The sequence below is a fragment of the Haliea atlantica genome, from assembly GCF_054779855.1.
This window is the reverse complement of sequence record NZ_BAAGXL010000006.1, coordinates 130,967-150,657: the sequence shown is the minus strand read 5'-3', so window position 1 is coordinate 150,657 and position 19,691 is coordinate 130,967. Positions and strand designations below refer to the sequence as shown.

Here is a 19,691-nt window from a genome sequence, read left to right as displayed (position 1 = left end):
AGTGTAACAGCCGGCGGGCGGTGGGTCAGCCTCGAGCGCTATCAGCTCTCGTCGACAAAACTGCCGAGACGATCGAAGGTATCCCGCAGGCGGTCCAGGGTCGCCGCCAGGGCCTCGGGGTCGCTGGCGGGATCGACGCTCACCGCCAGGCCGACCCTTGCGGGTGCCGGCTCGCCGAGCGCGGACTCGTGCAGATAGGGCGCCAGCCAGGGGCTGGACTCCAGCTGCCGGCATTCTTCCAGCTCGGCCGGCAGACTGCGCCCCGGGGGCGGTGCGGGCAGCGCATCGACACAGTCGGGAAGGCTGGGGGGCAGTTGCGCGGGCTGCGCCAACGCGAGCAGAAACCAGCCCCAGGCGCGCTGCAGGTGCAAACGCACCGCGGGGGCCCAGGCCTGGTCCACCAGGGTGCCGCGCAGCTCGCCGGCGGCGCGCGCCTGCTGCCAGGCCTCCAGCAACAGACGGGCCAGGTAGAGGTGATGATTGGCCTGTCCCCGGGCGGAACTCATGTTTTTGCACCCGCCTTGCGCTTGGCCGGCGCCGCCTTGCGATTGCGAGCGGTACCCGACTTGGCGCCCTTGCCGCCCGCTGCCTTGCCAGCGCCGGCCTTGCCCTCCTCGGGCTGCCAGCGGCCGTTGCGATAGACAGCACGCCAGCCCGTCGCCTTGCCGTCAACCTCGCTCATCACGTACTGCTCGGCGCTCTTGCGGCTGTAGCGTACCTGGGTGCGGTTACCCTCGGGGTCGGTGACCGGGGCATCGAAGAGAAAGGTGTACTTGGGGTCGATTTCATCCCGGTGCGGCAACAGCTCGTCCACGAAGGGCGCCCGCGTCTCCCGGTTGCGCGGGAACTGGCTCGCCGCCAGAAACAGGCCCGCGGCACCGTCGCGCAAGACATAGTGGTCGTCGACTTTCTCACAGGCCAACTCGGGCATGGGCACGGGGTCCATCTTCGGCGGGGCCGGCTCGCCGTTGCGCAGCAGCTTGCGGGTGTTCTTGCAGTCCTCGGCGGTACAGCCGAAGTACTTGCCAAAACGCCCGGTCTTGAGCTGCATTTCCGCCCCGCACTTGTCGCACTCCAGGGTGGGTCCGTCGTAGCCCTTGATCTTGAACTTGCCGCTTTCCACCTCGTAGCCCGGACAGTCCGGGTTGTTGCCGCAGACGTGGAGCTTGCGCTGCTCGTCGATCAGATAGCTGTCCATGGCGGCATTGCACAGGCGACAGCGGTGCTTGGAGCGCAACAGGCGCGACTCCGCCTCGTCGTCGGCATCCTCGCGAATGACCTCGTCGCCGGGTATCAGGTTGATGGTGTGCTTGCAGCGCTCCTTGGGCGGCAGCGAGTAACCCGAACAGCCCAGGAACACCCCGGTACTCGCGGTGCGGATCTGCATCGGACGACCGCACTTGGCACAGGGAATGTCGGTCATCGTGGGCTCGTTGGGCTGCATGCCCACCGGCTGGGGTTCCTCGGCGCGCTCCAGCTGGGCGCGGAAATCGGCGTAGAAGCGGTCGAGGAGCTGCTTCCAGTCCAGCTCGCCCTGGGCGACATCGTCCAGGTGCTCCTCCATGCTGGCGGTGAAACCGTAATCCAGCAGCTCGGCGAAACTGTTCTGCAGCCGCTGGGTCACGATATCGCCCATTTTCTCGGCGTAGAAGCGGCGGTTCTCCAGGCGCACATAGCCGCGATCCTGGATGGTGGAAATAATCGACGCGTAGGTCGAGGGACGGCCGATACCGCGTTTTTCCAGCTCCCGCACCAGGCTGGCCTCGCCGTAGCGCGCCGGGGGCTTGGTAAAATGCTGGGCCGGGTGCAGGGCCTCCAGGGCCAGGGCTTCCCCTTCCTTCAGGTCCGGCAGGACGGCGTCCTCGCCCTTGCGACCGGCCGGTGGCAGCACCCGCGTGTAACCGTCAAAACGCACAATCCGTCCGCGTGCCGCCAGCTCGTAGTCACCCGCGCGCACGGTCACCGTTGTGGACAGGTATTCCGCGGGGGTCATCTGGCAGGCGACGAACTGCCGCCAGATCAGCTCGTACAGACGCTCCGCGTCCCGCTCCATGCCCTGCAGCGCGGACTGCTTGAGGCGCACGTCCGAGGGACGGATGGCTTCGTGGGCCTCCTGGGCGCCCTCCTTGCTGGAGTAGCGGTTGGGCTGCTCGGGAAGATAGCGCGCCGGGAAGCTCTCGCCGATGTAGGCCCGGCAACTGGCCACCGCCTCGTCGCTCAGGTTGGTGGAGTCGGTTCGCATGTAGGTGATGTAGCCCGCCTCGTAGAGGCGCTGGGCCATGGTCATGGTTTTCTTGACCGAGAAACCCAGCCGGGTACTGGCGGCCTGCTGCAGGGTCGAGGTGATAAAGGGGGCGGGTGGCTTGGAGCGGGTGGGCTTGTCTTCCCGCTGCGCCACCTGGTACTGCTGGCCCTCGAGTTCCGCCACCGCGGCCATGGCCGCCTGCTCATTGCCGGGCCGGAAGTTCTCGCCGCGATGGCGGCGCACCTCGAAACGGGTCGATGTCTGTTCCTGGCTCAACAGGTCGGCGTGGACCTCCCAGAATTCCTCAGGTACGAAGGCGCGAATTTCCCGTTCGCGCTCGACGATCAGGCGCACCGCCACCGACTGCACCCGCCCCGCGGACAGGCCGCGGGCCACCTTGGACCACAGCAGTGGCGACACCATGTAGCCCACCACGCGATCGAGAAAGCGCCGGGCCTGCTGGGCATTGACCCGGTTCTGGTCGAGGTGGGCGGGGTGCTGAAAGGCCTCGGTGATCGCATTCTTGGTGATTTCGTTGAACACCACCCGCTGGTAGCGCTTGTCATCGCCGCCAATCGCCTCGCGCAAATGCCAGGCGATAGCCTCTCCCTCGCGATCAAGGTCAGTCGCCAGGTAGACGGCGTCACAGTCGGCAGCCAGTTTCTTCAGCTCGGAAACCACTTTTTCCTTGCCGGGCAGGATCTGGTAGCGGGCTTTCCAGCCGTGCTCGGGATCGATACCCATGCGCCGCACCAGCTGCTCGCGGGCCTTGGCCTTGCGGTGGGCAGCCTTCTCGTCGGGGGACATCTTGCGCGTTCGCGCGGCCTGGGCGGCGCGCTCCTTGGGGTCTACCGGAGCCGTGCTGCCCGAGGTCGGCAGGTCACGGATATGCCCGACGCTGGACTTCACGATGAAATCCGGGCCCAGGTATTTGTTGATCGTCTTCGCCTTGGCAGGCGACTCGACTATGACGAGTGATTTACCCATAAACTCCCGCAGGTCGCAGCCAACGCTCGGCTGCCCAAGGTGAAAAGGACGCATATATACGGGGCTCGCCGGTCGCGGTCAAGGCGAGCAGTCCCGGCCGTGCCCGGCCCGGGTCAGCGCTGTTCGAGCGAATCACGCCACTGAACCAGCAGTTTGCCCATGCTCTGCACCATAGCGGCATCGCCCTGCTCTTGCCAGTAGAGACCGCAACTTCCCTCATCCACGCTGGCGGCCAGCACCTCCTCCGGGCAGCCCTCGAGGCAGGAGGGAGCCGGACCGGCCGCGGGCAGCGGGGTCCAGGCCGGGCCCTCCCGCCACCAGGCCTGCCGGCGGCGACCGCGGGCCAGGGACGGCGGCAGCCGCAGGCCGTAGTAAATCACCTCGCCGATCTCCGGGTTCGTGGGCGAACGGCCACCGGGCAGATCGCGGAACTCGACAAACAGCCCCGCCTGGGCGGCAGCCTGGCGCAGCGAGGCCTGGCGCCGTTGGCGCGGGGAGGGAAAGAAATTCGACAAGGGCGCCAGCACCATCAGGATGGCGCCGGCTATCAAGAGTAATTCCACGACTGGACCTGAGCGGGATCAATGAAAGCGCATGCCAGCGGCTCGGGGAGCGATGCGGGTGTATACGCGGCGACGCAGTATGCTATAACAGCGGTCTGTCGAAAACCCGAAGTCTCTGGAGCTGCACCATGGCCAATTACAAGAAACTGCTGATCGCCGTCGACCTCAGCGAAGACTCCCCCGAAGTTGCCGAGCGCGCCCGGGGGCTGGCCGAAGGCTCCGGCGCGGAACTGCACCTGATCCACGTGATCGAGCCCCTGAGCTTCGCCTACGGCGGCGACATCCCGATGGACTTCTCGGGCATCCAGGACGAGATCCACCAACAGGCCACCCAGCAACTCGCCAAGTTTGGCGAGACCTGGAAGATCGCCGCCGACCGCCAGTACATCGTGCTCGGCCGACCGGAAGTCGAGATCCACGAGAAGGCCGAGGAAATCGGCGCCGACCTGATCGTGGTCGGCAGCCACGGCCGCTATGGCCTGGCCCTGCTGATGGGCTCGACCGCCAACGGCGTACTCCACGGCGCCAGCTGCGATGTCCTCGCGGTGCGCGTGGGCAGCTGAGGACCGGCCGGCCGCTGTGGCGGGGCGTCACACTCAGGCAGGCGAAAGGAAGGCAAGTACCTCGGCCTCGCCAAAGGGCCAGTCGAGTTCCCTGCCATCGGCACTCTTGAGTACCGGAATGCGCAGCGCGAAGCGCTGCATCAGGTCTTCCGTCTCGCTGATGTCCACCACGGCAACGCCGGAGACCAGTCCGGCGTCCAGCACCCGCTGCAGCACCGCCTCCGCTTGCTCGCACAAGTGGCAGGCGCTGGTTCCATAGAGTGTCAGTGGCGGGTCACCGGGGTCTGGCACGAGTCTCACTCCTGTTGTTTAATGCGCCCTCATCCTGACGGATCGCGGCGATTTCCGGCCTGATTGGCCCCTCTTCGCGGAAACGGTACACTGGTCAGGTATAGTATACTGAACCAGCCAAGGATTCACCGGGAGCAATACTGTGGCGTTATTTTCGCAACCGACGGCCAGGGCTCTGGCCATCCTCGACCTGTTGATGGCCAACCCACAACAGGCCTTCGGGCTGACCGAAATGACCCGGCGCCTGAACCTGAACAAGGCCACCTGCCACGCCATCCTGACCACCATGGCCAACTACGGCTTCCTGGTGCAACACCCCAAGACCAAGGCCTACCGCCTGGGCCCTTCCATCATTGCCGCGGGCAATGCGGCCTTTGCCCAGTTCCCGGTGCTGGAGTATGCCAGGCCCGAACTGGAGGGCCTGAACAGCGACCTCAATCTCGGCTTTGCCGTGACCGCCCGCTCCAAGCTCCACCAGGTACTGCTGGCCCTCTACGGCAACGCCACCCCGCTGATGGACAGCTTCCAGCTCGGGCTGCGCCTGCCCAATACCGCGCCGATCGCCGCCTGCTTCACCGCATTTTCGCCGGCCAAGCAGCTGGAGGCCTGGCTGACGCGCGCGCATGAGTCCCGCGGTGGCTACAACGAGCGACTGGATCAGAAACTGCGGGTTTCGGTGATAGCGATTCGCGCCCGCGGCTACGAAGTGACGCTGAAGACCCGCGCCGAGGCCGAACTCACCCGGGAGCTCGAGCGGATTCACCAGTCCTGGAGCCTCGAGGAGCTGGAGGAAGCCACCAACCGCTACCAGCGGGATGTCTGCCTGGAACACTACCACCTCGACCGCATCGACCCCAAGGCGCGCTACGAGGTCGCCACCATCGCCGTGCCGGTGTTCGTCGCCCGCCAGGTACCGGTCCTGTGTTTCGTGGCCGGCTCGATCGAAAACGCCATCACCGGCGCCCAGATTGAAGATATCGCCGCGCGCATGAAGCAATCCGCGGACCGGGTAACGCGGCTCGCCGGCGGCGACGACGGCAGCAAGTGAGCAGTCACGACTACGCCGCCCGCAAGGCTTTCTTCCAGCGGGTCCTGACCGTCTACGGGCGCAAACCGGTACTCGAGGCCCTGCAGACCGAGGGCCTGACCTGCCACGCCCTGCACCTGGCGGACAGCAATCGCGAAGAAGGCGTGCTGCGGGAAATCCTGCGCCAGGCCGCGCGGCGCGAGATCCCCCTGCACTACCACAGCCGCACCGAGCTCGCGCGCATCTCCCGCAACGGTCGCCAGGACCAGGGCGTCGCGGCGGACATCCTCTGCCCGCGCTTCGCCAGCCTGGGCGATTACCTGGCGGCCCTGCCCCCGCGGCCCCAGCGACTGCTGGCCCTGGACGGTATCAGCAATCCGCAGAACCTGGGCATGCTGATCCGCTCCGCCGCCGCCGGCAGCATCGATGGCATTCTGCTGCCCAACCGCGGCTGCGCGGGCCTGGGTCCGCTGGTGATCAAGGCCAGTGCGGGGACGGTGTACCGCGCCCCGCTGCTGCGATGCGAGAGCGTGATCGAGGCTTTGGGTGAATGTCGGGCCGCCGGTTTCGAGCTGTGCACCCTGCGCGCCGACGCGCGGGAGTCACTGTTTGCCTACCGCCCCTCGGGCCACGTCGTCTTTGTACTGGGCAATGAAACGGAGGGAGTCAGCCGGGAAGTCGGGAAACTGGCGGATCGCGGCCTGTCCATCCCCATGCACAACGGCGTCGAATCCCTGAACGTCGCGGTGACCGCCAGCCTGATCGCCTTTGCCGGAGCCCTCCAGGGCAGCGCGGCTGAGTGATGGAAACTGGCCGGCAAGGGGCCTGGCAGCGGACTGCCCGCACCAGCAGGCACCACAAGGGCAGCGGAAATCCCGCGGCGGGGGAGCTCGCAGCGGGCTATTTCGAGAGATAGGCCATGGCATCCTCCAGACCGCGCAAGGTCAGGGGATACATGTGGTCCTCGAGTAATTGCCGGGTCATCTGGGTGGACTGGGTGTACTCCCACTCTTCCCGGGGTACCGGATTGATCCAGGCGACCTTTTCATAGGTCTGGCGCAGTCGACGCATCCAGACCTCGCCGGATTCCTCATTCCAGTGCTCCACCGAGCCCCCCGGCTGCACGATCTCGTAGGGCGACATCGCCGCGTCGCCGATGAAGATCACCTTGTAGTCGTGGCTGTACTTGTGCATCACGTCCAGCAGCGGGATGCGCTCGTTGTGGCGACGGATATTGTTGCGCCAGACGCTCTCGTAGATGAAGTTGTGGAAGTAGAAATACTCCATGTGCTTGAACTCGGTGCGCGCCGCGGAAAACAGCTCCTCGCACACCCGCACGTGGGGATCCATGGAGCCGCCGACGTCGAAAAACAGCAGCACTTTTACCGCGTTGTGCCGCTCCGGCACCATGCGAATATCCAGCAGGCCGGCATTGCGCGCGGTGGAGTGGATAGTGTCGTCGAGGTCGAGCTCCTCGGCAGCGCCGGTGCGTGCAAACTTGCGCAGGCGCCGCAAAGCCACCTTGATATTGCGCGTGCCGAGTTCCACGCTGTCGTCCAGGTTGCGGAATTCCCGCTTGTCCCAGACCTTCACCGCCCGCTTGTTGCGGCCGTTGGGGCCGACCCGGATACCTTCCGGGTGGTATCCCTCCTGACCGAAAGGCGAGGTGCCACCCGTGCCGATCCACTTGTTGCCCCCGGCGTGACGCTCTTTCTGCTCCTCCAGGCGCTTCTTGAACTCCTCGATCAGCTTCTCCAGCCCCCCCAGGGACTCGATCTTCGCCTTGTCCTCCTCGCTCAACTGCTTGATGAATTCCGAGCGCAGCCAGTCGTCGGGGATCAGCGCCTCGATCACGTCATCCATGGCCTCCAGGTCGCGGAAGTGCAGGCCAAAGGCGCGGTCGAAACGGTCAAAGTACTTCTCGTCCTTCACCAGGCAGGTGCGACTGAAGTAGTAAAAGTCGTCGATCGAACCGAAGGCCACCCGTGCCCGCAGACCGGTGAGCAAGTCGAGCAGCTCCCGGGTGGTGACCGGAATACCGGCATCGCGCAGGCCGTGGAAGAAGTTGACCAGCATAGGGTCAGCGGGCCTCCCGGCGATGCATGAAGGCCAGGCGCTCGAGCAGATGCACGTCTTGTTCGTTCTTCAGCAGGGCACCGTAGAGCGGCGGAATTGCCTTGCTGGGGTCGCGGTTCTTGAGCACCTGCTCCGGCAGGTCGTCGGCCAGGAGGAGCTTCAGCCAGTCGATCAGCTCGGAGGTCGAGGGCTTCTTTTTCAGACCGGGGATGTCGCGCAGGTCGAAGAAGACCTCCAGGGCCTCCTGGACCAGGGCCTGGGCGATCCCCGGGTGATGCACATCAATGATTTCCCGCATGGTGTCGCGGTCGGGGAAGTTGATGAAGTGGAAGAAGCAGCGGCGCAGGAAGGCGTCCGGCAACTCCTTTTCGTTGTTGCTGGTGATAATAATGATCGGGCGGTGGCGTGCGACAACCGTCTGCCCGGTCTCGTAGACAAAGAACTCCATGCGGTCGAGCTCGACCAGCAGGTCGTTGGGAAACTCGATATCGGCCTTGTCGATCTCGTCGATCAGCAGCACCACCTGCTCGTCTGCCTCGAAGGCCTCCCACAGCTTGCCTTTCTTGATGTAGTTGGCAATGTCGTGGACCTTGTCGTCCCCAAGCTGGGAATCCCGCAGGCGGGACACGGCATCGTATTCGTACAGCCCCTGCTGGGCCTTGGTGGTCGACTTGATGTGCCACTGGATCAGGCGCTTGCCCAGGCCGCGCGCCACCTCCTCGGCCAGCATGGTCTTGCCGGTGCCCGGCTCGCCCTTGATCAGCAGCGGGCGTTGCAGGGTAACGGCGGCATTGACCGCCATGCGCAGGTCGTCTGTGGCGACGTAGCGATCGGTTCCCTCGAATTGTGTCATTGGTGGTTCATCCAGTCAGCAGGTCGGAAAGCGCTCAAGGGTACTGGCAGCGCCCGCGGGGTTCAAGTTGAGCGGCCGCGGCGCTGCTCCCAGAGGCGCAGCTTGTGCCGGCGGCGGCGGCGCAGAATCCAGCTTATCAGGATGCCCGCGCCAAGCAGAAACACCAGCAGCGACAGCGTTGCGGTACGCAGGTTGGCCTGCGGAAGATCCGGTGGACGGGTGCTGATGGAAGACCCGGTCGCCGCCGGCTCCACCTGCAGCCGGTAGACCCAGCTCAGACGTTCCGGGCCGCGCTCCAGAGTGATTTGCAGGCGATACCAGCCCGGCTGCTGCAGGGGCGAGAAGAGCAGGGGCAGGCGCCCGGATAGCGGTTCCGGACTGGCTACCGCGACATAGTCCGCGGGCCCCTCGAGCCGTACCCGCCAGCGCCCCTCCTCCGGGAGTCCGCCCGCGACACCCTCCTGGAGCAGACCGAAGCTCCCCTCCAGGGCCTCCCCGGCCAGGACACGCGTCGGCAGCTCGCGGCGAGCGGGACTCAGGGGCAGGGAAGCAAAGACCGCGACCTGCTCGAGGTCTTCACCGTCCACCCGCCATTCACCGGGGGACGGGGACTCCCAGCGGCGCAGCCGGTGCGCCGCAAAACGCACGCGAGTTTCACCGGGGCCGGCCGTACTCGCATTCGCCGCGCCTTCGCGCGCGCCCTCGCCGTCACCGACAAGCGCCTGTGCCGGGCGGATGCTCAGGGCCGGCTTGGCGGAGGCGATCAACCAGGTCAGTGTGCGGGTCTCCCCGGGCACCTGCACTCGTCCTTCGCGCAGGGGCAGACGGGTCATGGGCAGCGCGGCGCTCAATACCCGCCACCAGGTATCCGCCGGGCTTGCCTGGGCAGGCAGCGCCTGGCCTCCGCTATTGCGGGCGAGGGACGCCAACAGGTCCGCCCCCGGCCCGCGACCGGCAACGGCGGTATAGATCGGCCAGCTGAGCGACTCGCTGTCGGCAAAGCGAGCGTCCAGGTCCCGGGCACCGGCGGCATTGACCATGGGCGAGTCCGCCACCTCGACGCGTCCGTCGCCCATCAGCAGTAGGGCACGCGGCCAGGCCGGATCGGCGGGAGCCGCAGCCAGGGCGGCGTCGAGTGCCGCCGGCAGTTGGGCGCCACCCTCCCCGGGTTCCCCCTGCAGCGAGGCCAGTGCCCGGTCACGCCAGTCGGCATCCACGGTGCCCGGGGGAAGCAGAGACTCGGCCCTGGCGCCGTAGCGCCAAAGCCCGACGCGCCCGCCCTCGGGCAGCAGGTGCAGCACCAGGCTGACCGCCTCCCGGGTCGCGGGATCCTCCAGCCAGTCTGCCTGCACCACCAGCCGCAGGTCATAGGTGGCCTGTGCGAAGGGGCTGATCACAAACCCGAGCAGGGCCGCCAGCAGGACTTGCCGCAAACGCCGGATCACGATCTGGGCGTCTCCGCCCGCGTCCGCCACAGCGTCAGGCGCAGCAGCGCGGTGATTATCACGGCCGCCAGCAGCGCCGCAGCGAGCGGTCTGAGGGCGTGCGTCGCCGAGGCCAGCTCGCCGGAAGTGAAGAACTGAAAGGCGGCGACGACCAGCGCCGGCGCGAGGGTATCGACACCCCCGTGGGGAAAGGCCGGGGTCAACAACAGGGCCGCGCCGCAGAGCAACAGCAGACAGCGTCGGCCGGGCCCCCAGCAGCCGCGCAGCCACCAGCCAAACAGGACCAGGGCAAGCAGAGCCGAACCCAGGTAGGCACCCAGGGCAATCGGATAGGCCTCCGCCGTCATGCTGTCTCCTCCCTGCTGTCGACCCAGTGCACAATGTGCTCCTCGAGACTGTCGGGATGCACGTGTTCCTCCGAGATCGCGCGCTCGTCCAGGGTGATTCCCGCCCGGCGCACGGACTCCGGATCGCCGGTGCGCAGGGGATGCCAGGCAGGCAGTGGCTTGCCGTGGGCCCGCAGCCGGTAGGCACAGGTGCCGGGCATCCACTCGAATTCCTCGGGCCGCGACCGATCCAGTACCACGCAGTCCGGCACCCAGCGTTGGCGCGTGGGATAGACCGTGCAGCGACATCCGGCGAGGTCCAGGTACTGGCAGTGCACGCGGGTGTAGAACAACTCGCCGCTGTACTCATCCTGCAGCTTGTGCAGGCAACAGCGACCACAGCCGTCGCAGAGCGCCTCCCACTGCTGCTGGTCCAGGGCCTCCAGGGGCAGGCTGTCCCACCAGTTAGTCATGTGCCGGCCCGGGCTGCAGCGGAGCCTCCGCGGGTTCTGCGGGGGGCATCTGCAGGAAAAAGCCGCGCTGCGCAATGCTGTCCAGAACATCGACCACGGCGACACGCGCCAGGTGACGCCCGGCATCCAGGGCCAGCACCATGACCGGCTGGGGCTCACCGAACTGCTGCAGCAGTGCCTCGGGAACATCCGCCAGTCCGCGCGCCTTGTCGACATAGAGATACATCTCGGCCCGGCGCGGGCTGCGATAAATCTGGCAGATACGTTTCACAACTGTCCTTCCTTCAATAGCTGTCGCAGAGGGCCAATCAGCTGCGTCTCGCGCCAGCCGCCCCAGCTCGGCGGCGGCGCTACCGACGTGCCGCCCGATTCGCGCAACAACAGTTCGTAGTCCCGCCCCGCCAGCGCCAGAGCCGGCGCCACGCCGAGCCCCTCCGCCAGGGCCTGGCCGCGCTGCTTGAGACGCTTGAGACGCTTGCGCTCCTCGGCGTTCAGGGGCGCAGGCAGACGCTGCGGCAGCGCCGCCTCCTGCAGACCAGCCACCTCCTCGACCAGGCCCTGGAACACCTCGCCGTAGCGACGTCGGGCCGCGGGGTTCAATGCCTCGACCCGGCCCAGGGTTTCCGCGTTCGGTGGCTGGGCCTGGGCAATAGCCAGACAGGCCGCATCGTCGACAATCCAGCCCCGGGGCTTGTCGCGCCGCCGGGCCTCCGCCTCGCGCCACTCGCAAATGCGCATCAACAGGGCCAGCTGGCGGCGGTTCAGCTTCCACGCCGACTTGATACGCTGGACCGGGTGCGCCTGGCTGTCGCGGAAACTGGCCAGGGTGTCGCGCCCCTCCTGGAGAACCCACTCCAGGCGCCCCTGCTCCCGTGCGCGTGCGTCGAGTACCCGCCAAACCGCCATCAGCCAGGTGACATCCTGGGCCGCGTAGTCACACTGCGATGCCGTGAGGGGGCGCTGCAGCCAGTCGGAGCGGGTTTCCCCCTTGGCCAGCGACTCCCCGCACAAGCGTTCCACCAGCCCACTGTAGCCAATGCCAAAATCCTCGCCGAGCAGTGCCGCGGCCCGCTGGGTGTCAAACAGGGGTTCCGGGAGGACACCCAACCAGCGATCGAAGACCTCGAGATCCTCGCTGACCGAGTGAAAGACCTTGACCACATCGGGGCGGGAAAGGAGGGTTTTCAGGGAAGCGGTGTCCGCCAGCGCCAGGGGGTCGACCAGGAAGGCCTGGCTGTCGAAGCAGAGCTGCACCAGGGCCACCTGGGGGTAGAAGGTGTCCCGGCGCATGAACTCGGTATCCATGGCCACCACCGCGCAGTCGGCGTGGTCGTCGAGGACCTGCTGCAGCGCCGCGCTGCTGTCGATCCAGCGCCAGCTCATGCCGGACGCTCGACACGGCGGCGGCCGCTGAAGGCGTGGGCCAGGGTATTGCCATCCACGTATTCCAGCTCGCCACCCAGGGGCACGCCGTGGGCGATGCGCGAGACATTGACCGAGGCCGGCAGGGCCTCGGTGAGGTACCAGGCGGTTGCCTCGCCCTCGACGGTGGGGTTGGTGGCCAGAATCACCTCCGTGACGCCCTCCTCGGCCACGCGCTCGAGAAAGCGATCGAGACCGAGCTCGGCGGGGCCGATGCCGTCAATCGGCGACAGGTGCCCCATGAGCACGAAATAACGCCCGCGATAGCCTCCGCTGTACTCCACCGCCATCACGTCGGAGGGGCTCTCCACCACGCAGACCGTCTGCGGGTCACGCCGCGGGTCGCTGCAGATTTCACAGACATCCTGTTCGGTGTAATTGCGACAGCGGCTGCAGTGATCGACCCGTTGCATGGCGTCTTCGAGCGCGGAAGCCAGGCGCATGGCCCCGGCGCGATCGCGTTCCAGCAGGTGCAGGGTCATGCGCTGGGCGGACTTGGGGCCAACACCGGGCAGGCAGCGCAGGGCCTCGACCAGGTTGCCCAGTGCGGGGCTGAACTTCATCGGCCAGGTCTCAGAACGGCAGCTTGAAGCCGGCCGGCAGGTTCATGCCCGCGGTCAGCCCGGACATCGCTTCACGATTGTGGGCCTCGACCTTGCGCACCGCGTCGTTAACGGCCGCCGCGAGCAGGTCCTCCAGCACTTCCTTGTCCTCGCCCAGCACGCTGTCGTCGATGCTCACCCGGCGCACGTCGTGACGCCCGGTCATCACCACCTTGACCAGCCCGGCGGCCGCTTCGCCCTCGACCTCGGCGCGGGCCAGCTCTTCCTGGGCGCGCTGCATGTCCGCCTGCATTTTCTGGGCCTGTTGCATGAGTTCGGAGAGATTGCCTTTCATCGTGGCTCCTGGGTATCTACCGGCGCGATGGACGACCGGTCCAAACGCCCGTCGAAACGGGCTATCAAGTGTTTCAGCAGCGGGTCCTGATCCACCTCCCGCTCTGCCTCCTGCTGCCGCTGGGCAGCCAGCCTCTGCTGCCGCTGTGCCGGGGTCTCGCCGGCCACCGCGCCGAGGGTGATCTTCACCGTCACGGGCTGTTCCAGGCGCAGCTCCAGGGCCTTGCGCAGGCGCTCGTCGTGACCGCTGTTGTAGAGCGCCGCATGCCGCTCGTCCAGCACGAACTGGAAGTCGGCGCCCTGCCACGCGCGCAGCTCGCAATGCAGGGCAATATTGTACACGATGCCCACCAGCCCGAGGGACTCCAGCAGGGCCGGCCAGTCACCGGCCAGGGTGTCCAGGTCAGGCGCTTCCGCCGGCTCGCCATCCTCCGCCTCGTCCGCACCCGCATCTGGCCCACCCGCGGGTGCCGGGCGCAGGGTGGAAGACGCCGGAGGCGGAGTCGAGGTCGAGGGCGGGGCCGGAGGGCCCCTCACAGACAGGGCCGGCGCCACGGGTGCGGCGCCAGCGGCCGCCGGAGCCGGCGCGGTCGTGGCGGCTGGCGCGGTGGAAGGCTCAGCGGGCGTCGGCGGGAGGCGCTGCGCGGGAGCCGACACCGGGACTGGCGTCGGCTCAGCCGGCTTTTTTCCCCCGGGGCTGCCCTCCCCGGCAGCCTGGCGTTCCCTATCGTCCTCGAAGGCGCCCGGTGGCAGCATCGCCGGGCGGAAAGCGAGCATTCGCAGCAGGCTCATCTCGAAGCCGCTGCGGGGGTCCGCTGCCCAGGGGAGATCGCGCTTGCCCTGCAGCGCCATCTGGTACCACAGCTGCACATCCTCCGCACTGAGGCGCCCCGCCAGTTCCGCCAGGCCGGGAGCATCCCCGCGCAGGCGGTCGCTGCCCGGCAGGAACTGCTGTACCGCGAGCTGGTGCAGGACAGAGAGCATCTCGTCGAGGCTGGCGGCAAAATCCGGCGCGTGCTCCGCCATGCGCGCCACGATATCCAGCACCGGCCCGGGCTCGCCCTCGGCCAGGGCCCGCAGCAGATCCAGCACAAAGTGGGTGTCCACCGTACCCAGCATGCTGCGCACCTGTGCCTCGTGCACACTGCCACTGCCGAAGGCGATCGCCTGATCGGTGAGGCTGAGGGCGTCGCGCATGCTGCCGTCGGCCGCCCGGGCGAGCAACCACAATGCGGGCTCCTCGAAGGGGATCATCTCCGTCTCGAGCACCTGGCGCAGGTGCCCAACCACCTGCTCCGGCAACATGTTCTTGAGGTTGAACTGCAGACAGCGGGACAGCACTGTCGCCGGCAACTTCTGCGGGTCGGTGGTGGCAAGCAGGAACTTGACGTGGGGTGGCGGCTCCTCGAGGGTCTTCAACAGCGCATTGAAGCTGCTGTTGGAGAGCATGTGCACCTCGTCGATCAGGTAGACCTTGAAGCGCGAGCGGGTGGGGGCGTACTGCACGTTGTCCAGCAGCTCGCGGGTGTCCTCCACCTTGGTCCGCGAGGCGGCATCGATCTCCAGCAGGTCGACGCTGCGCCCCTGGGCGATCTCCTCGCAGGCACTGCAACGGCCGCAGGGCTCCGAACTCACCCCGGCCTCGCAGTTCAGGCTCTTGGCAAAGATGCGCGCAATGGTGGTCTTGCCCACGCCGCGGGTGCCGGTGAACAGGTAGGCGTGGTGCAGGCGGTCGTGATCCAGGGCATTTACCAGCGCCTGACGCACGTGCTCCTGGCCGACCAGTTCACTGAATCGGCTGGGGCGCCATTTGCGGGCGAGAACCTGGTAGGACATGAAAATACGCGCCTTGCGGAAAAGGCCAAGGATACACCAGCCAGAGGGGTATCCAAAGCGCCGCTCCCCTCATGGCGGGCGGCCGGATAGCCCCGCGGGCCAGTGGCCAGGCATGGACAAGTGCCGCGCGGCCACTTATGGTTCCCGCTGCCCCAGACGCACGAGTTCCCCATGTCAGACGACAACAAACACTGCCTCAAACTGCGCCGGGTCGGCATCGACACCTACAAGGAAAACGTCGCCTACCTGCACCGGGACTGCCACCTCTATCGCAGCGCCGGCTTCCAGGCGCTGTCCAAGGTCGAGATCCACGTCGACGACAATGGCCGCAGCATCCTCGCGGTGCTCAACATCGTCGATGACCCGCGCATCTGCGGACCCGAGGAGCTGGGCCTGGGCCTTGAGGCCTTCGCGCAGCTGCAGTACCCCGAGGGCACGCCGGCGCTGATCGCCCACGCCCGCCCCCCGGGCTCGATCAGCGCGGTCCACCGCAAGATCGCCGGCGAGCCCCTGGACCGCGCGGACTACGCCGCCATCGTGCGCGAGATTGCCGAGCGGCGCTACGCCAAGATCGAGATGGCCGCCTTCCTGGTTGCCTGCAGCGAGGCGGGCATGGACCGCGACGAGGTGCTCTACTTGACCCAGGCGATGGTGGAAACCGGCGACCAGCTGTCCTGGAACGAACCGCTGGTTGCCGACAAGCACTGCATCGGCGGCATCCCCGGCAACCGGACCAGCATGCTGGTGGTCCCCATCGTTGCCGCCCACGGCATGTTCATTCCCAAGACCTCCAGCCGCGCCATTACCTCCCCCTCCGGCACCTCCGACACCATGGAGGTGCTGGCCAACGTGGAGCTGCCCACGGAGCTATTCAATGACATCGTGCGCAACCAGCGGGGCTGCCTCGCCTGGGGGGGCACATCGCGCCTGGCGCCGGTAGACGACATCCTGATTTCGGTCGAACGTCCCCTCTCCCTGGATTCCCCGGGTCAGCTGGTCGCTTCCATCCTGGCCAAGAAGGTCGCCGCCGGCGCCACCCACCTGCTGGTGGATATCCCCATGGGGCCCACTGCCAAGGTGCGCACCCAGCAGGAAGCCTTCCGCCTGCGCAAGCTATTCGAGTTCGTCGGCGACCGCATCGGCCTGCACCTGGAGGTGATCATCACCGACGGGCGCCAGCCGATCGGCCGCGGTATCGGGCCGGTGCTGGAGGCGCGGGACGTGATGCAGGTACTGGAAAACCACCCGGACCAGCCCCGGGACCTGCGCGAGAAGGCGCTGCAGCTGGCCAGCCGGATCCTCGAGTTCGACCCCGACGTGCGCGGCGGCCAGGGCTATCTGCTGGCCCGGGACATCCTCGAGTCGGGTCGCGCCCTGGACAAGATGCAGGCAATTATTGAACTGCAGGGGCGCAATCATTCACCCCCTGCCCTGGGCCAGCTGTGCCACGAGGTGACCGCCGCCCGGGCGGGGGTGGTGAGCAGCATCGACAACCAGCAGATCGCGCGCATTGCCCGGCTCGCCGGCGCGCCCATGGACCAGGGCGCAGGGGTCGACCTCTACTGCCGTCTCGGGGACACGGTCAAGGCCGGCGAGCCGCTCTACGCCATCCGCGCCGAATTCCCCGCCGACTTCGACTTCGCGCGGGAAGCCGCCGCGGCCGACAACGGCTTTGCCATTGGCGGGGAGACCTGAACATGCGCGGAAGCCTGATCCTGGGATTTGCGGATTACCGCGAGCCGGCGCAGCGCCTGGCGGCCGCCGCCGGCATGGACTACGCCGAGGTGCAGGTGCACCGTTTTCCCGACGGCGAGAGCCGGCTGCAGTTGCCCGCCACCCTCCCCGAGCGGGTCGTCCTGTGTCGCAGCCTGGACCAGCCCAACGGCAAGCTAGTGGAACTGGAGCTGGCGGCCGTGACCGCACGCGAGCTGGGTGCCCGGCACCTGACCCTGGTCGCGCCCTATCTCTGCTACATGCGCCAGGACTCGGCCTTTCACCCCGGCGAAGCGGTGAGCCAGCGGATCGTCGGGCAGTGGCTGGCGCGCCTGGTCGACGCCGTCATCACCGTCGACCCGCACCTGCACCGCACACCGCACCTGAGGGATGCTGTCCCCGTGCACCGCGCCCTCAGCCTGAGCGCCGGGCCCCTCCTGGGCCAGTGGTTGGAAGGCCGGCCCGCGGCGCCCCTGCTGCTGGGTCCGGACAGCGAATCTGCCCCCTGGGTTAAAAGCATCGCCCGGCTCGCGGGACTGGACTACGGCGTGGCCAGCAAGGAGCGCCTGGGCGACCGCGAGGTGCGAGTCACCCTCCCCGACCTGGAAGTCGCCGGCCGCGATGTGGTGCTGGTGGACGACATCGCCAGCACCGGGCGTACGCTCGCCGCGGCGGCGACACAGGTGCTGGCCAAGGGCGCCCGCAAGGTGGACGTGCTGGTCACCCACGCGCTGTTTGCCGGCGATGCCCTGGAGATTTTGCAGGCGGCGGGCGTGGGCGAGGTGCTCAGCACGGACAGCGTGCGCCACGCAAGCAATCGCGTGGAGCTGGCACCGCTGCTGGCGGAGGCTCTGAAAACGGTGGCGGAGACAGACTGAGATCGCGGGGCAGCGCGGCGGATACAGGCTGGCCGAATGCACTCGACAGGGACCGTAATGGAGATGACCCGAGCAGCCACACCCCGGCACACGCATCAGTAACTACCGTTGCTCCCTTCCGGGCCTGGCGGGGTTCGCTACCTGGCGTTGCGAGGGGACCACCCGGGTCACCATTACAGACTCGCCCTGCGGCGAGGGGGCGCATTGTCGCGGAAAGCGCGGTAGGCTGCAAGTATCCGATCGGGCGTGGGGCCATTCCAGTGTCCGCGCTGGGCAAACGGCTTGCCCCGGACCGACAGAGTCAGGTTCAAGGCGCGCGGCGCACATGTTACGCTGATACTTGGTTGCTGGAGGAAGAGCACATGCTCAGGCATTGCTTCATTGTCATGATTGCGCTGTTGGTTGCCCTGCAATCCACCGCGTCCGTGATCAATGAAACAGTCGCCTCCCACGACACCGATCACCACCCTGCGCATGCCTATTCCGACGAGGCCCGGAGCGACGCCCCGACAGCGCCTCCACCCCCGGCCGATGATCACAAGCACGCCGCGGACCACTGCCATCACAGCCACAACTGTTTCCATCAGGCCTTGACCGGCAGCCTGCTCGGGGCCTGGCAGTCATCGGCGGGGTTGCCCTGCGCCGAGTACCGGGAAGCGCCCCGCTGTGGGGTACTGTCCAGCCCCTTCCGCCCTCCCATTAGCTGACCCTGCGACGACCCGCGCCGAGCGGGAAACCCTGATTCCTTCGACGTTAGCAGGAGCTTTTGCATGCTCGTCTTTACTCCCGTGGACATCGGGCGGCGCCGCTTGCCGCACCGATGGGCCATTCCCGTGATCTGCCTGCTGGCACTCACGCTGCACCTCATTCCGGAAGCCCGTGCCGGCGGAGCCGTGCTCACCCTGTCCGACGCACTGTCGTTGACGCTGGCACAGAACCCCCGTCTCCAGGTTTTCGACCTGCGCCTGTCGGGCCTCGACGGCCGCCGACTGACGGCGGAGCAAAACCCCGCTCTCGAGCTGGGACTGGAAGTGGAAAACGCGCTCGGCAGCGGTGATCTGCAGGGCCTCAACGGCGCCGAGTACACGCTGGCGCTGTCATCGGTGCTGGAACTGGGTGGCAAGCGACAAGCCCGAGCCGGTGCGATTGACACACGCTACGGGCTGCTGGAAGCCGAGCGCCGCGCCGAAACCCTGGATCTGCTGGGTCGGGTCACGCAAAGCTTTATCACGGCCCTGGTCTTGCAGGAAAAGCTCGCCCTGGCAGCAGAGAGCGTGGCGGTGGCTGAACGCACCCAGGAGATCGTGACCGCACGCGCCGAACGCGGGGCGGCACCCCGGGCCGACACTCTGCGGGCCAGCGCCGCCCTGGTGCAAAGCCGCATCGAGCAGGACCGGCTGGAAGCGGAGCTGGCAAGCCGCACAATGGCGCTGGCCACCCTGTGGGGTGAGACCACGCCGACTTTCCGGTCCTTGCACGGCGACCTGTTCCAGCTCGGCGCCGCGAATAGCTTTGAAGCGCTCTTTCAGCGACTCAGTGACAGCCCGGCCATGCAGGCCTATGCCAGCGAAGAACGCCTGCGTGAGGCAGAGCTGCAATTGGCCCGCAGCCAGTCCGAAGCGAATGTTCGCTGGCAATTGGGCCTGCGTCGCTTCGAGGCAAGCAATGACACGGCACTTACCGCCAGCCTTTCCGTACCGCTGTTCAGCGGGCCCCGCAACCGCGGGGAGCTGCAGGCGGCGCGGGCAGCCGCCAGCGAAGTCCAGTATCGACGCGAAGACGCTCTCCTCCGGTTGAAGGCGCGGCTCTTCCAGGCTTGGCAAACCCGGCAGCAAGCCGTTGCCGCCGTCAAAGCAATGCGCGAGGAGGTGGTACCCGATCTCACTCAGGCTCTCGACCTCACGCGCCAGGCCTACCAAGGCGGCCGTTACAGCTATGTGGAATGGGTCACCGCACAACACGAACTTCTCTCCGCCCGACAGGCGCTGGTCGATGCCGCCGCCACGGCGCTGCTCAACCAGGCACTCATCGAACAACTCACAGCGCAGCCACTGGCTGCCGTTCAGGGCGCCAGCGAACGCTAAATCGGGAATTCAG

At 67.2% G+C, this 19,691-nt stretch carries 21 protein-coding genes and 1 other RNA gene; 7 read left to right on the top strand and 15 right to left on the bottom strand.

The features are described from left to right. Positions 1 to 41 precede the first annotated feature (41 nt). From ACYVGS_RS07350 to ACYVGS_RS07340, 3 genes are all read right to left on the bottom strand, one after another. The gene (locus ACYVGS_RS07350; RefSeq protein WP_460588019.1) at positions 42 to 506 is read right to left on the bottom strand and encodes a hypothetical protein; all 465 of its coding nucleotides are present in this window, start codon (positions 504 to 506) and stop codon (positions 42 to 44) included. Further along, positions 503 to 3,232: a type I DNA topoisomerase gene (gene topA / locus ACYVGS_RS07345; protein ID WP_460588018.1), complete on the bottom strand. Its 2,730-nt coding sequence runs from the start codon at positions 3,230 to 3,232 to the stop codon at positions 503 to 505. Before topA ends, ACYVGS_RS07350 begins: the two co-directional genes overlap by 4 nt. A 113-nt stretch (positions 3,233 to 3,345) precedes the next feature. Beyond that, positions 3,346 to 3,795, bottom strand: a complete 450-nt coding sequence (locus ACYVGS_RS07340) for a hypothetical protein (protein WP_460588017.1) — start codon at positions 3,793 to 3,795, stop codon at positions 3,346 to 3,348. Positions 3,796 to 3,923: 128 nt separating this feature from the next. Between ACYVGS_RS07340 and ACYVGS_RS07335 the strand changes: the two genes are divergently transcribed. Beyond that, on the top strand, positions 3,924 to 4,358 hold the full coding sequence (locus ACYVGS_RS07335) for an adenine nucleotide alpha hydrolase family protein (RefSeq protein WP_460588016.1): 435 nt from the start codon (positions 3,924 to 3,926) through the stop codon (positions 4,356 to 4,358). A 33-nt stretch (positions 4,359 to 4,391) separates the two neighbouring features. Here the strand turns inward: ACYVGS_RS07335 and ACYVGS_RS07330 are convergent, their stop codons facing one another. Then, positions 4,392 to 4,649, bottom strand: a complete 258-nt coding sequence (locus ACYVGS_RS07330; protein ID WP_460588015.1) for a glutaredoxin family protein — start codon at positions 4,647 to 4,649, stop codon at positions 4,392 to 4,394. A gap of 142 nt (positions 4,650 to 4,791) precedes the next feature. Here ACYVGS_RS07330 and ACYVGS_RS07325 point away from each other — a divergent pair, with 142 nt between their 5' ends. Together ACYVGS_RS07325 and ACYVGS_RS07320 are read left to right on the top strand one after the other, a co-directional pair. After that, positions 4,792 to 5,697, top strand: a complete 906-nt coding sequence (locus tag ACYVGS_RS07325) for an IclR family transcriptional regulator (protein WP_460588014.1) — start codon at positions 4,792 to 4,794, stop codon at positions 5,695 to 5,697. Further along, entirely contained in the window at positions 5,694 to 6,479 is a 786-nt protein-coding gene (locus ACYVGS_RS07320) for a TrmH family RNA methyltransferase (protein WP_460588013.1), read from the top strand. Before ACYVGS_RS07325 ends, ACYVGS_RS07320 begins: the two co-directional genes overlap by 4 nt. 97 nt (positions 6,480 to 6,576) lie before the next feature. Here the strand turns inward: ACYVGS_RS07320 and ACYVGS_RS07315 are convergent, their stop codons facing one another. The 10 genes from ACYVGS_RS07315 to dnaX all read right to left on the bottom strand — a co-directional run bounded on the left by ACYVGS_RS07315 (position 6,577) and on the right by dnaX (position 15,003). Beyond that, entirely contained in the window at positions 6,577 to 7,752 is a 1,176-nt protein-coding gene (locus ACYVGS_RS07315; protein ID WP_460588012.1) for a vWA domain-containing protein, read from the bottom strand. A 4-nt stretch (positions 7,753 to 7,756) separates the two neighbouring features. Next, positions 7,757 to 8,605, bottom strand: a complete 849-nt coding sequence (locus tag ACYVGS_RS07310; RefSeq protein ID WP_460588011.1) for an AAA family ATPase — start codon at positions 8,603 to 8,605, stop codon at positions 7,757 to 7,759. A gap of 62 nt (positions 8,606 to 8,667) precedes the next feature. Continuing rightward, positions 8,668 to 10,050: a vWA domain-containing protein gene (locus ACYVGS_RS07305; RefSeq protein ID WP_460588010.1), complete on the bottom strand. Its 1,383-nt coding sequence runs from the start codon at positions 10,048 to 10,050 to the stop codon at positions 8,668 to 8,670. Further along, the gene (locus ACYVGS_RS07300; protein ID WP_460588009.1) at positions 10,047 to 10,397 is read right to left on the bottom strand and encodes a hypothetical protein; all 351 of its coding nucleotides are present in this window, start codon (positions 10,395 to 10,397) and stop codon (positions 10,047 to 10,049) included. Before ACYVGS_RS07300 ends, ACYVGS_RS07305 begins: the two co-directional genes overlap by 4 nt. Continuing rightward, entirely contained in the window at positions 10,394 to 10,849 is a 456-nt protein-coding gene (locus ACYVGS_RS07295) for a YcgN family cysteine cluster protein (RefSeq protein ID WP_460588008.1), read from the bottom strand. The genes ACYVGS_RS07300 and ACYVGS_RS07295 overlap by 4 nt, the downstream gene beginning before the upstream one ends. After that, positions 10,842 to 11,120, bottom strand: coding sequence for a YcgL domain-containing protein (locus ACYVGS_RS07290; protein ID WP_460588007.1), 279 nt, complete (start codon positions 11,118 to 11,120; stop codon positions 10,842 to 10,844). Before ACYVGS_RS07290 ends, ACYVGS_RS07295 begins: the two co-directional genes overlap by 8 nt. Continuing rightward, positions 11,117 to 12,232, bottom strand: a complete 1,116-nt coding sequence (gene rnd, locus ACYVGS_RS07285) for a ribonuclease D (RefSeq protein ID WP_460588006.1) — start codon at positions 12,230 to 12,232, stop codon at positions 11,117 to 11,119. Before rnd ends, ACYVGS_RS07290 begins: the two co-directional genes overlap by 4 nt. Beyond that, positions 12,229 to 12,834, bottom strand: a complete 606-nt coding sequence (gene recR / locus ACYVGS_RS07280) for a recombination mediator RecR (protein WP_460588005.1) — start codon at positions 12,832 to 12,834, stop codon at positions 12,229 to 12,231. Before recR ends, rnd begins: the two co-directional genes overlap by 4 nt. 10 nt (positions 12,835 to 12,844) lie before the next feature. Continuing rightward, complete coding sequence (locus ACYVGS_RS07275; protein WP_460588004.1) at positions 12,845 to 13,168, bottom strand: YbaB/EbfC family nucleoid-associated protein; 324 nt, start codon at positions 13,166 to 13,168, stop codon at positions 12,845 to 12,847. Then, entirely contained in the window at positions 13,165 to 15,003 is a 1,839-nt protein-coding gene (gene dnaX, locus ACYVGS_RS07270; protein ID WP_460588003.1) for a DNA polymerase III subunit gamma/tau, read from the bottom strand. The genes ACYVGS_RS07275 and dnaX overlap by 4 nt, the downstream gene beginning before the upstream one ends. A 171-nt stretch (positions 15,004 to 15,174) precedes the next feature. Between dnaX and ACYVGS_RS07265 the strand changes: the two genes are divergently transcribed. Both ACYVGS_RS07265 and ACYVGS_RS07260 read left to right on the top strand, forming a co-directional pair. Then, the gene (locus tag ACYVGS_RS07265; RefSeq protein ID WP_460588002.1) at positions 15,175 to 16,698 is read left to right on the top strand and encodes a thymidine phosphorylase family protein; all 1,524 of its coding nucleotides are present in this window, start codon (positions 15,175 to 15,177) and stop codon (positions 16,696 to 16,698) included. A gap of 2 nt (positions 16,699 to 16,700) precedes the next feature. Further along, entirely contained in the window at positions 16,701 to 17,594 is an 894-nt protein-coding gene (locus ACYVGS_RS07260) for a ribose-phosphate diphosphokinase (RefSeq protein WP_460588001.1), read from the top strand. Between the two features lie 67 nt (positions 17,595 to 17,661). Here the strand turns inward: ACYVGS_RS07260 and ffs are convergent. Then, positions 17,662 to 17,758: signal recognition particle sRNA small type (ffs, locus tag ACYVGS_RS07255), an RNA gene on the bottom strand. Between the two features lie 198 nt (positions 17,759 to 17,956). Here ffs and ACYVGS_RS07250 point away from each other — a divergent pair. Together ACYVGS_RS07250 and ACYVGS_RS07245 are read left to right on the top strand one after the other, a co-directional pair. Further along, positions 17,957 to 18,301, top strand: a complete 345-nt coding sequence (locus ACYVGS_RS07250) for a hypothetical protein (protein ID WP_460588000.1) — start codon at positions 17,957 to 17,959, stop codon at positions 18,299 to 18,301. 63 nt (positions 18,302 to 18,364) lie between these two features. After that, positions 18,365 to 19,678, top strand: a complete 1,314-nt coding sequence (locus ACYVGS_RS07245) for a TolC family protein (protein WP_460587999.1) — start codon at positions 18,365 to 18,367, stop codon at positions 19,676 to 19,678. Positions 19,679 to 19,691 lie beyond the last annotated feature (13 nt).